Consider the following 12077-nt stretch of genomic DNA (forward strand, 5'->3'; position numbering starts at 1 on the left):
CGGTGGTGAAAGCCCTTCTGGCACTGGGTATGGATTCGGTTTGGACAGGCCGGCGCCAGCGGCTGTGTGTCCCCCCAGAAAAACGCCAAAAAGCGTACATCCCTGTACAGGCTTGGCTTCGGCCATCCATGGCCTCAGACATTTTCTGTGGGGACACACAGCCCCTGACGCCTGGATCGTCATCGGATACAAAAATCGGCTTTTTATTTGATGGAGCGCCACTTCTAAGTCACGACTGAGAGAGGCGCTGGGAGTGGACATCTCCTGCACGGGGCTTCGGCTGCCAGGGCCGCCGGGTCAAAAAAGAATCTACGGGCTGCTAATCTGCAAAACCCGAACAGCCGCCTCCAGGTCATTGATGCTGGCCAGCACCTGACGACGGAAAGCGTCGGTGGCCCGCAGGCCCTCTTCGTTCGATTTCACCTGGCGGTTGAGCTTGGCCAGGTCGAGATTAATGCGGTTGAGGGTGTCAGCAACGCGCTCGACCTCGGCCTGGTTGGATTTGGCACTGGACATCAGGCGCGACAGGTCACCGGACACGTTCTTCAGCTTGGCCAGGTCCCCTGCGGCACTATCCACCCTGGACTTCAGCGAGCCAAGCGCTTTCTCGTTAGCGGCAATCTTGCTGCCATGGGATTTGCTGGCCGCTTCCAGCGTACCCAGGCGCTCCTTGGACTTTTTCCAGACATTGTCCCAAAGTTTGCGCACTTCTGAATCCAGCTCGCGGATCTTGGCCGCCTGGACCGCCGCGTTCTGGCTCATGCCTTCATCGGTGTCCGACAGGCGCGCTTCCAGATCGGCAATACGGGTCTCATAGGCCTCCAGCTCAGCACCGGTTTGCTTCATCTGCTCCTGCAGTTGCCAGGCCCAGGCGCAGGCCACCGCCGCAACCACCAGGGAAACGGTAATCAACAGGCGACTGAGCACGCCGGCACCGCCTTTGGGGGCCGGGCCCCGGGGGCCGCCGTTACTCCCGCCTCTTTTGCCCTTGCCCCGTGAGGCACCAGCGCTCGGCGTCTGTACCAGGGTGTAATCGCGATCGCGCGAGGGAACGATAGAGGGAATACTGTCTAAATCGTCTTTTGACATGGAAATACTAATGATCCGCAGAAGTGAGGCAATTATACATAGGACGCCGGCCAGCCCAATAGATTCAACCTGAAAAGCAGGGTTTTCGGAAAAACAAAACGGGGCCGAAGCCCCGTTTCAGTCACCATGCAATGGTTCAGTCCTAGCCGTTCAGCTGGGCTGCCACCTCGTCGGCAAAATCGATCTTCTCGACCTCAATGCCTTCGCCCACTTCAAAACGGACGAATGAAGCAACTTCGGCACCGGCAGCAGACACCAGTTTGCCCACAGTCACGTCCGGATCCTTGACAAATGCCTGCTCTACCAGTGAGTTCTCGGACAGGAACTTCTTCACCCGGCCGCCGATCATCTTCTCGATGATTTCCGGGGGCTTGCCTGACTCGGCCGCCTGGGCGGTGTAGATCTCCTTCTCCTTGGCAACCACGTCTTCGGGCATATCAGCCGGAGACACCACCTGCGGGTTAACCGCAGCAACGTGCATGGCGACGTCCTTGGCCAGGTCCTGGTCACCGCCCTTGAGCTCTACCAGTACCGCGATGCGGTTATTGCCGTGAACATAGGCGCCAACAACACCGGCGTCTGCGTTCACCAGCTCGATGCGGCGTACGCCGATGTTCTCGCCGATCTTCTGGACCAGGGCTTCGCGGGCAGACTCCAGCTCACCCTCCATCAGGGCGGCGACATCGGTCTGCTTGTCGGCGAAAGCCGCGTCAGCAACCTTGCTGGTGAAGGCCAGGAAATTGTCGTCGCGGGCCACGAAATCGGTCTCGGAGTTTACCTCGACCACAATACCGTAGCTGCCATCTTCGGCGAGGCGAGTCACGACCACGCCATCGGCGGCGGTGCGACCGGCCTTCTTGGCGGCCTTCATGCCGCTGGACTTACGCAGCTCTTCAATCGCCTTCTCGACATCGCCTTCGGCGGCGGCAAGCGCTTTTTTGCACTCCAGCAGGCCCAGGCCGGTGCGCTCTCGTAATTCTTTAACCAGTTTTGCTGACATTACTGTCCTCCTGTGCAATCCCGGACCTTGGCTTCCGGGAAGGCGGCTCTTGAATATAGAAACCCCGGTCGCCATGGCGCCGGGGATCGATTGGGGTCCTGGTGCCGCAAAGAATGGGGCACCGGGAAAGTTACTTACTCGGCAGCAGCTTCTTCAGCAGCAGGCTCGGCAGCTTCCTCGACGAACTCGTCCTTGGCTGCGGCGACCTCGCCTGCTTCCGCCTTGCCCGCCAGGCAAGCGTCGGCAACGGCGGTCACGTACAGCTTGATGGCGCGAATGGCGTCATCGTTACCGGGGATAACGTAGTCTACGCCGTCGGGATCGGAGTTGGTGTCAACGACACCAATCACGGGAATGCCCAGCTTGTTCGCCTCAGTGATCGCGATACGCTCATGGTCAACGTCAACCACGAACAAGGCGTCGGGCAGACCGCCCATGTCCTTGATACCGCCGATTGAACGCTCCAGCTTCTCCATGTCGCGAGTACGCATCAGCGCCTCTTTCTTGGTCAGCTTCTCAAACGTGCCGTCGGCCTGCTGGGCTTCCAGCTCGCGGTAGCGCTTGATGGAGGCGCGGATGGTCTTGTAGTTGGTGAGCATGCCGCCCAGCCAGCGGTGGCTGACGTAGGGCATTCCGGCGCGCTCGGCCTGCTCCTTGACGATCTTGCTCGCTGCGCGCTTGGTGCCTACGAACAGGATCTTGTTCTTGTTGGCGGCCAGGCGCTTCACCATTTCCAGCGCATCGTTGAACGCGGGAACGGTGTACTCGAGGTTGATGATGTGAATCTTGTTACGGGCACCGAAGATGTACTGGTCCATCTTGGGGTTCCAGTATCGGGTCTGGTGACCGAAGTGGGCGCCTGCCTGCAGCAGGTCGCGCATGCTTACTTGCGACATAGTCATACCTTTGTATTGGGTTAATCCTCCACATATCCCTGTTCCAAACCTCCGTGGAGGCACCCTGGAACAGGTGTCGACATGTGTGTGTCATTTAATCTCACTCTCCGCCCAGCCGCCCGAATGGCTTCTGCCCGGAAAATGAGGCGCGCTTTATACCATAAGCGGGCAGTCTGATAAAGGAGAAAATGCCCCCAGTAACGATGGGTGTTACCCGATGCGCGACCATATAAGGTAGAATGTGCCTCCCCCGGCGCTGCCAGAAACCGCAACATCGGGATTTTTTTATTTAAATTCAATGAGTTGGACATGGCCGTAACGATTAAGACAGCAGATGAAATAGAGAAAATGCGAGCGGCGGGTGCCCTCGCAGCCGAAGTGCTGGAAATGATCGAACCCCATGTCCAGGTGGGCGTAACCACCGGGGAACTGGACAGGATCTGCCACGACTACATCACCGCCAAGGGCGCCATTCCGGCCCCACTGAACTACCACGGTTTCCCGCGCTCTATCTGCACTTCCGTCAATGACGTGGTCTGCCACGGCATTCCGTCAGATACCAAGAAGCTGAAAAGCGGTGACATCATCAACATCGACGTCACGGTCATCAAGGATGGCTATCACGGTGACACCAGCATCATGGTAGCGGTCGGCGACGTGGCCCCCCACGCCCGGCGACTGGTCCAGGTGACCCAGGAGTGCCTGTACAAGGCTCTGGAGATTGTCCGGCCGGGCGCGACACTCGGCGACATAGGCGCGGTCATCCAGGCCCACGCAGAAAAGAACTATTACTCAGTGGTGCGGGAATACTGCGGCCACGGCATTGGCAAGGTATTTCACGAGGACCCCCAGGTCCTGCACTACGGCAAGAAAGGCGCCGGGCTGGTACTGGAGGAAGGCATGACCTTCACCATCGAGCCAATGATCAACGCCGGGAAACGCCAGACCAAACTCAATCAGAAGGACGGCTGGACCGTGACCACCCGCGACGGACGCCTGTCGGCCCAGTGGGAGCACACCCTGGGAATCACGGCGGACGGCTGCGAGATATTTACCCAACGCTCAAGCGAATCTTTCTAGTGCCGGCTGTAGACCGACCCCTGAGCAATCTCCCCCGGGACCTGTTCGACCAGCAGGCATTCCTGGACGGCCTGGCACGGGGCGAAACCCTCGGAGCCAGCAAGCGGGCCATCGCACAAACCACAGAATCCCTGCACCAGGGTTTTCGCGACGGAGAAGAGACCGGGGTACTCTTGCGCCAACGGGCAGCATTTATCGACACATTGCTCGGCGCCCTCTGGGACCAGCAGGACTGGCCTTCCAGCGATATCGCGCTGGTGGCGGTGGGAGGCTACGGCCGGGGCGAACTGCATCCCCACTCGGATGTGGACCTGCTCCTGCTCCTGGGTGACGACGGCGACAGTGTCAACAGCCAGCTGGAAAACTTCCTCACCCTGCTATGGGACATCGGCCTGGAAATCGGCCACAGCGTTCGCACGGTGGCCCAATGCGTGGAGAGCGCCAGGGACGATATCACCGTGCTGACCAACTTGATGGAGGCCCGCGTACTGCGCGGCCCGGAGCAGTTGATGGCCCAGGTACAGGAGCAGACCGGGCCGAAGGAAATGTGGCCAAGCCCGGAATTCTTCCGCGCCAAGCTGCAGGAGCAGCGAGACCGGCACAACAAGTTCGCCGACACTGAATACAATCTCGAACCCAATGTAAAGAGTTCTCCCGGTGGCCTGCGCGACCTGCAGATCATCGCCTGGATCGCCGAGCGCCACTTCGGCGTGGAATCACTGGACAGGTTGGCCGCAGAGGAATTCCTCAACCAGGAGGAAATGGACATCCTCAAGCGCGAACGAGAGTTCATGTGGCGGGTGCGCTATGCCCTGCACATGATTACCGACCGGGAAGAGGACCGCTTACTGTTCGATCACCAGCGATCGCTGGCTTCGCTGTGGGGCTTTGAAGATGGTGACAAGCTGGCAGTGGAGCAGTTCATGCAACTCTACTACCGCTCTGCCCAGGCCCTGAGCATGCTCAACGAGGTACTCATACAGAACTTCAACCAGGTCATCCTCTCGGCGGAAGGTGATGATGATGTGCTCGAGCTCAACGGCCGGTTCCAGATGCGCAACGGCTACATTGAAGCGAGAAACGACAATGTCTTCAGCGTGGATCCCTCCGCCATACTCGAGATTTTCCTGCTCAGCGCCCGCAACGACGCGATTGACGGTATCGCTGCCCCCACCATCCGCCTGCTGCGTAACAGCCTGCACCTGATTGACGACAACTTCCGGGCCAGTGAAATCAACAAAAAGATGTTTATCGATTTGTTGCGTTCCCCCTACAAGCTGACACGACAACTCAAGCGTATGGTTCGATACGGTGTGCTGGGGCGCTACATCCCGGCCTTCGGCCAGATTATCGGCCAGATGCAGCACGACCTGTTCCACACCTACACCGTGGACGCACATACCCTGGAAGTGATCGAGAACATGCGCCGCTTCCAGATCCCGGAGTTTGCCGAGCGCTTCCCGGTCACCAGCAGGGTCACCAGCCGCCTGCCCAAGATTGAGCTGCTCTACCTGGCCGGCCTGTTCCACGATATCGGCAAGGGTCGCGGTGGCGACCACTCGGAGCTGGGGGCCGCTGATGCCGAGGTATTTTGCCGCGAGCACGGTTTATCCAAGCGTGACACCCATATGGTGGTATGGCTGGTAAAAAATCACCTGACCATGTCAGCCGTGTCCCAGCGCCGGGATATATCCGACCCGGACGTCATCCTTCAGTTTGCCCAACACGTGGGCGACGAGGATCGTCTCGACTACCTGTTTTCGCTGACGGTGGCGGATATCAACGGCACCAACCCCACGCTCTGGAACGCCTGGCGCGGCAGCCTCCTGCGCCAGTTGTACACCGAGACCAAGCGGGCACTGCGCCGGGGGCTGGAAAATCCCGTGGAGAAGCAGGACTGGATTGACGAGACCCGCGAAACCGCCATCGATACGCTGGAATACCGTGGCTTCACGGTCGAGGAGATCGAGGAATTATGGCGGGAGCGCGGCGAGGACTACTTCCTGCGCGAACGGGCTGAAGACATTGCCTGGCATACTGAGGCGATCGCCGGGCACGTCGACAAGAGCAAGCCTTTGGTGCTGGTTCGTTCCAGCATTGACTCATCGGTGGCCAATACCACGCAGATTTTTATTCACGCCCGCTCCAGCGCACTACTGTTTTCGCGGATATGCTCGCTGTTGGAACAACTGGACCTGTCTGTCCACGATGCGCGTATTTACAATGCCAACGGCGGCATGACCCTGGACACTTTCTTCGTGCTGGACTCAAACGGCCAGTCCATCGCGGAAGATGGCGCACGGCTGAATCATATCCGCAACCACCTGGCCAGGGCGTTGGAGCAGGAGTCCTACGACCGTCATCCGATACAGAAACGCACGCCCAGAGTGATGAAATCGTTTTCGATACCCACCGAAACCAGCATGGACGTAGACAAGGTGAAGAATTACTCCGTGCTGGAGGTCGCCAGCCCGGACCGCCCGGGACTGTTGGCGCGCATCGGCCAGATTTTCATGGACTACAACATTGAGCTGCAGGCGGCGAAAATCCAGACCCTCGGTGAACGGGTAGAGGACGTGTTCTTTATCACCGATACCAACCAGCAACCCATTACTGACCCTGAACTCTGCGCTAACATCCAGAAAGCCATCAGGGACGCCCTCGACGAACAGGCCGTTGCCTGAACCCAGTAACCGTCAATGAACCCAGATCTGAACAGGCTACAGCCCTACCCCTTTGAGAAATTGAGGCAGCTGTTTGCTGACCTTGAACCCCCTGTCGACAGAAGCCCGATCGCACTGTCTATTGGCGAACCCAAGCATCCATCGCCGAAATTCGTGGTTCAGGTGCTGGCTGAGAACCTGGACAAGCTTGCCAGTTACCCCCTCACCAGGGGCATAGCCGAGTTGCGCCAGAGCATCGCCGACTGGCTGACCCGGCGTTTCCAGTTGCAGGGAGTCGATGTCGAGCAGCAGATACTGCCGGTCAACGGTACCCGTGAGGGGCTTTTCGCCTTTGCCCAGGCAGTGATCAGCCGCAGCCCCGACGCGCTGGTGATCAGCCCCAACCCGTTTTACCAGATTTACGAGGGTGCGACGCTGCTGGCCGGGGCACAGCCGATGTTCATCAATTGCAGCGAGGAAAACCGCTTCCTGCCCGATTTTGACCGCATCACCGAAACACAATGGCAGCAATGCCAGCTATTGTTCCTGTGCAGTCCCGGCAACCCTACCGGCGCGGTGATACCGATCGAGCAACTACAGTACTTGATCGGTCTGGCCAGGGAGCACGATTTCATCATCGCCTCGGACGAGTGCTACTCGGAAATCTATTTCGATGAAAGCGCTCCACCGCCAGGCCTGTTGCAGGCCTGTGCCGCGATGGGGAATCACGATTATCACAACTGCGTGGTGTTCCATTCATTATCCAAACGGTCCAACCTGCCCGGGCTGCGCTCGGGTTTTGTTGCCGGCGACGCCGACGTGCTCGCGAAGTTTCTGCAATACCGCACTTATCACGGCTGCGCGATGCCGCCTCATCACCAGTTGGCCAGTGTGGCCGCCTGGGAGGACGAATCCCACGTGGTGCAGAACCGGCTGCGCTACCGGGAAAAATTCGAGGCGGTTATCGATATCCTCTCGGGCCACCTCGACGTCGGCATGCCCGACGCCAGTTTTTACCTGTGGCCGAAAACGCCGGTTAGCGAAACCGAGTTTGCCCGCCAGTTGTTTGCAGGCGAGCATGTCACGGTATTGCCGGGAAGTTTCCTCGGACGGGAGGCCCAGGGCATCAACCCCGGGGCCAACCGGATTCGTATGGCTCTGGTGGCCGAACTGGCCCAGTGTGTGGAAGCTGCCGAGCGCATTGTCCATCGACTGGGCAAACTCTGAGGAGTAACCGGTGCGCAAAGCAGAACGGGTCGACTACATCCTCCAGCGCCTGCAGGAACTCTATCCAGAGCCCCCGATTCCCCTGGACCATAGCGACCCCTTTACCCTGCTGGTGGCGGTACTGCTGAGCGCACAGTGCACCGATGAGCGGGTCAACCAGGTCACCCCCGCCCTGTTTGCGCTCGCTGACAATCCCCGGGACATGGCCGCCCTCAGTGTCGAGCAGATCCGTGAGATCATCCGTCCCTGCGGCCTGTCGCCGCAGAAGTCAAAGGCGATCAAGCGACTCAGCGAAATACTGCTGGAGGAGCACGGCGGTGTGGTACCCGCTGACATGGAAGCGCTGGAGCGGCTCCCGGGAGTCGGCCACAAGACCGCCAGCGTGGTCATGGCACAGGCTTTTGGCGTACCCGCCTTCCCGGTTGACACCCACATTCATCGCCTCGCCCAGCGCTGGGGCCTGAGCTCTGGCAAGAGCGTGGTGCAGACCGAGCGCGATCTCAAGCGGCTGTTCCCGGTGGAGTCCTGGAACCGGCTGCACCTGCAGATTATTTTTTACGGGCGGGAATTCTGCACTGCCCGGGGCTGTGATGGCAGGGTATGTGAGATTTGCACTACTTGTTATCCGAATCGGAAGCATCCGAAGGAAACCCTCAAAGCCTGATCGTGTGCAGGATTGTTTCGCAAGGTAAAACCCACCTCCTGGCCTACATTGGAAATATAGGCCGCATTCGAGCAAAAGCTGTTTCAGATGATGCAGGAGGATTCGGTGCGTGGAGTAGCCTCTCGAAAATGTCTGAGGCCATGGATGGCCGAAGCCAAGCCTGTACAAGGATGTACGCTTTTTGGCGATTTTCGATAGGCTACACCACGCACCGAAGCCAGTGGGCGCTGTCCTCGCAGTGCGCTATGGGCCAGAATCATAGGGTATCCGTCCCTTCATAAACTTCTCCCGGTTTTCCCGCTTCTTCTCTTCGCTCTTGCGCAGCAACACGTATACCGCGCCGGTACCGCCGTGTCGCGGCTGGGCACTGTGGAAGGCCTGCACCATGTCCAGTTCGCGCAGCCAGTGGTCGGTGCAGCCCTTGAGAATGGAACTGCGCTCACGTTCCGCCTTGCTCTCGCCCTTGCCATGGATGACCATTACGCTGCGAATACCGAGGTGATAGGATTCCTGGATGAATCCGTACAGTTCCTTGCGGGCGATGGCCGCAGTCATGCGGTGCAGGTCGAGGCGGGCCTCGGCCTCGTAGCGGCCCTGCCTGAGCTTGCGGAAGACGCCATTCTGGACGCCCGGACGCTTGAACTCGAGCACGTACCAGGGGTCCAATGGGGTGATGGCCAGGCCGTCCTCGGTGAGAATATTGCCGTCGTTGTTGCTGTCTAGCACCGCGGCCTCCCGGCGAGCCTGCAGCGAGGAGTCGCGATGTGAGTTCTGCGGTGACACCCGTACCCGCGCCTCCCGTTTCAGGGGGACAACGTCAGTCATTTCGTCGAGGAACAGGCTCTCTTCGTCGTCGCTCATGGATACACTCACTCAACCGTGGGCTATTATAGCGCCCACGACGTCGGCATAGGCACACAAACATGGACAACAAAGGCACGGATAAGTGCCCCCTGTGTGGGCAGGACAACCAGTGCGCCATGGCGGCCGGCGAACCGCCAGACAATTGCTGGTGCATGACTGTGGAAATTTCGGCCGCGGCACTTGCGGCGCTGCCTGAGGCAGAGCGCGGTGTGCGCTGCATTTGCCCGGCCTGCGGCACAGACAGGAGGAAAAAGCATTGAAAGGCAACATCGTTGGCGGCATCGGTTACCTGGTGGAAGGGGCGAAAATGCTGGGGCACCCCGCCCTGCGCCTGTTTGTCATTGTGCCGCTGGTGATCAACATCATCATTTTCGCCACCCTGATCGGTTATGGCCTCAGCTTTATCACCGAATTTATGGAGCGCTGGACCGCCGCCCTGCCGGACTGGCTCGGTTTTATCGAGTGGATACTGTGGCCGCTGATCTGGCTGACTTTCAGCCTGATTTCGGGCTACCTGTTTACCGCCGTGGCACTGATCATCGCCTCGCCATTCAATGGCCTGCTGGCCGAAAAGACAGAAGAGCTGGTTACCGGCCAGCCGGTAAGTGGCCCGGAGGGCCTGGCCGGGGCGCTGATGATGGTCCCCAGGGGCATTGTTCGAGAGCTGGCAAAGTTGATCTACTACGTGCCTATGGCGGTCTTTGTACTGCTCATCACCTTTATCCCGGTACTCAATGCGGTGGCACCCGTGCTGTGGTTCCTGCTGGGAGCCTGGATGATGTCTATCCAGTTTGTCGACTACCCGGTGGATAACCACCAGCTGGGCTTTGCCGATGTCAAAGAGGCGGTGCGCAGCCGCAGGCTGAGCAGCATGGGTTTCGGCGGGGCCGTGGCGCTCTGCACCGGAATTCCGATTGTGAACTTCTTTGTGGTGCCCGCGGCGGTCGTGGGGGCAACCCTGTTGTGGTGTAAGGAGCTGGATCGGTAGTCGAGCGTCCCGAGGGAACAGTGAGGACGAACAGTGCGCCACAGAAACCCGTCGTCCCGGCGAACGCCGGGATCCAAGTGGCGGGGTAGGGAGCGCCTTCGGGCAATCGATTCCCGCCGGCAGCGTTTAGACCAAAAGTTCTTCCGGCGGGTGCGTACACTCCAGCGGCGAGCCCAACAGCACTTCCAGGTCGGGCAGCAGGAAGGCATCGTCCTCACTGGCAAAGCTGATCGAGGTCCCGGTGGCTCCCGCCCTGCCGGTGCGACCGATACGATGGACATAGTCCTCCGGGTCTTCCGGCAGGTTGTAGTTGACCACGTGACTGACGCCATCCACATGGATACCGCGACCGGCCACATCCGTTGCGACCAGCACCTTGATCTCTCCGCTCTTGAACTGCTCCAGGGTCCGGGTGCGCTTACTCTGGGGAATCTCCCCGGAAAGGATACCGCACTTGACCCCGTGTTTGCGCAGTCGCTCGTGCAGGCGGCGAACCTGGTCCCGGCGATTGGCGAACACGATCAGGCTCTTGCAATCATCGCTGCGAATCAGGTTGTTGAGAATCCGGTAGCGCTGCTCTGAACTGACCAGGTAGATCTTCTGGTCGACGGTATCGGTGGCGACACTCTCGGGCTCGATCTCCACGCTGACCGGCTCATAGGTCCACTGCTGGGAGAGATTGATAATGTCCTGGGTAAAGGTGGCGGAGAACAGCAGGGTCTGGCGGCTCTCCTTGCGCGGGCAGGCGCGGACAATGCGTTTCACCTGGGGAATGAAGCCCATATCCAGCATGCGGTCGGCTTCGTCCAGCACCAGCACTTCCACATGATCCAGGAACAGGTCACGGCGGCCCATAAAGTCCAGCAGCCGGCCCGGGGTAGCCACCACCAGGTCGATGACGTTGCGCTGCAGGCGATTGAGCTGCTTCTGGTAGTCCATGCCGCCAATGAGTGTGGCTACCTGCAGTCCGGTGTGCTTGCTCAGGTCTGCGGCGTCGGCGGCTATCTGCATAACCAGCTCCCGGGTCGGGGCGATAACCAGGGCACGGGGTTCGCCGACAAAACGCTCTTCCTCAATGGGGTGGCTGAGCAGATCATTGAAGATGGTAATCAGGAAAGCGGCCGTTTTCCCGGTGCCGGTCTGGGCCTTGCCGATGGCGTCGTGGCCCTGCAGGGTATGGGGCAGCACCTGGGCCTGAATCGGCGAACAGTACTGAAAGCCCAGGTCGGCGATACCGTGCATGATTTCATCCCGCAGGCCGAGGTCATGAAAACGGGTTTCCCCGTCTTTCGGCTCTACCTGGAACTGATCGACAGACCAGGGGGGCGCTTCCTGAGCGGACTTGCCCTGGCGACGGCGCCGTTTTCCCGACTTCGCCTGGGTGGCAGTCTCCTGTGGATGACCTTTCTCGGTTTGGGGTTTGCGGGCCTGTTCCTTGCGCGCGGCCTTGGCCGGCGCCGGGGAGGACTGGGCTGCCTCGGGTGCCGGCTCTTTTTTGCCGGCCAGACGCCCAACTAAACTCTTGATCACTACGCTATTTCCTTTCTGTGACTGCTTAAAAAACGCGCTAGTCTAGCATTTTTCCACACCCGGATGGGGATAGATA

Annotated in this window: 11 protein-coding genes; 6 read left to right on the forward strand and 5 right to left on the reverse strand. The window is 59.6% G+C overall.

Annotated features, from left to right (window positions below; genetic code table 11):
• Window positions 1-309: 309 nt before the first annotated feature.
• The 3 genes from E2F43_RS12250 to rpsB all read right to left on the reverse strand — a co-directional run bounded on the left by E2F43_RS12250 (window position 310) and on the right by rpsB (window position 2985).
• A complete protein-coding gene (locus tag E2F43_RS12250; protein WP_238946897.1) occupies window positions 310-1089 on the reverse strand; it encodes a hypothetical protein in 780 nt (259 codons plus the stop codon).
• Window positions 1090-1231: 142 nt separating this feature from the next.
• Entirely contained in the window at window positions 1232-2089 is an 858-nt protein-coding gene (tsf, locus tag E2F43_RS12255; protein ID WP_133213123.1) for a translation elongation factor Ts, read from the reverse strand.
• A 134-nt stretch (window positions 2090-2223) separates the two neighbouring features.
• Window positions 2224-2985, reverse strand: coding sequence for a 30S ribosomal protein S2 (gene rpsB, locus E2F43_RS12260; RefSeq protein WP_133213125.1), 762 nt, complete (start codon window positions 2983-2985; stop codon window positions 2224-2226).
• 309 nt (window positions 2986-3294) lie between these two features.
• On the opposite strand from rpsB, the gene map reads away from it, so the two are divergent.
• From map to nth, 4 genes are read left to right on the forward strand one after another with little or no spacing between them, the layout of a single operon-like run.
• The gene (gene map / locus E2F43_RS12265) at window positions 3295-4065 is read left to right on the forward strand and encodes a type I methionyl aminopeptidase (RefSeq protein ID WP_133213127.1); all 771 of its coding nucleotides are present in this window, start codon (window positions 3295-3297) and stop codon (window positions 4063-4065) included.
• Window positions 4065-6749: a [protein-PII] uridylyltransferase gene (gene glnD, locus E2F43_RS12270; protein ID WP_238946898.1), complete on the forward strand. Its 2685-nt coding sequence runs from the start codon at window positions 4065-4067 to the stop codon at window positions 6747-6749. The genes map and glnD overlap by 1 nt, the downstream gene beginning before the upstream one ends.
• Window positions 6750-6764: 15 nt before the next feature.
• A complete protein-coding gene (gene dapC / locus E2F43_RS12275; protein WP_133213129.1) occupies window positions 6765-7955 on the forward strand; it encodes a succinyldiaminopimelate transaminase in 1191 nt (396 codons plus the stop codon).
• Window positions 7956-7965: 10 nt separating this feature from the next.
• Window positions 7966-8619, forward strand: a complete 654-nt coding sequence (nth, locus tag E2F43_RS12280) for an endonuclease III (RefSeq protein WP_133213131.1) — start codon at window positions 7966-7968, stop codon at window positions 8617-8619.
• Between the two features lie 243 nt (window positions 8620-8862).
• Here nth and smrA read toward each other — a convergent pair whose 3' ends face one another.
• Window positions 8863-9480: a DNA endonuclease SmrA gene (gene smrA / locus E2F43_RS12285; RefSeq protein WP_133213133.1), complete on the reverse strand. Its 618-nt coding sequence runs from the start codon at window positions 9478-9480 to the stop codon at window positions 8863-8865.
• 62 nt (window positions 9481-9542) lie between these two features.
• Between smrA and E2F43_RS19540 the strand changes: the two genes are divergently transcribed.
• Both E2F43_RS19540 and cysZ read left to right on the forward strand, forming a co-directional pair.
• A complete protein-coding gene (locus E2F43_RS19540; protein WP_133213135.1) occupies window positions 9543-9743 on the forward strand; it encodes a cysteine-rich CWC family protein in 201 nt (66 codons plus the stop codon).
• Complete coding sequence (cysZ, locus tag E2F43_RS12295) at window positions 9740-10471, forward strand: sulfate transporter CysZ (protein ID WP_133213137.1); 732 nt, start codon at window positions 9740-9742, stop codon at window positions 10469-10471. Before E2F43_RS19540 ends, cysZ begins: the two co-directional genes overlap by 4 nt.
• A gap of 126 nt (window positions 10472-10597) precedes the next feature.
• On the opposite strand, the gene rhlB is transcribed toward cysZ, so the two are convergent.
• Window positions 10598-12001 carry an ATP-dependent RNA helicase RhlB gene (gene rhlB, locus E2F43_RS12300; protein WP_133213139.1) on the reverse strand — a complete coding sequence of 468 codons (1404 nt, stop codon included), beginning with the start codon at window positions 11999-12001 and terminating at the stop codon, window positions 10598-10600.
• Window positions 12002-12077: the final 76 nt, after the last annotated feature.

The organism is Seongchinamella unica (genome assembly GCF_004354085.1).
In the GTDB taxonomy this organism is placed as follows: Bacteria; Pseudomonadota; Gammaproteobacteria; order Pseudomonadales; family Halieaceae; genus Halioglobus; species Halioglobus unicus.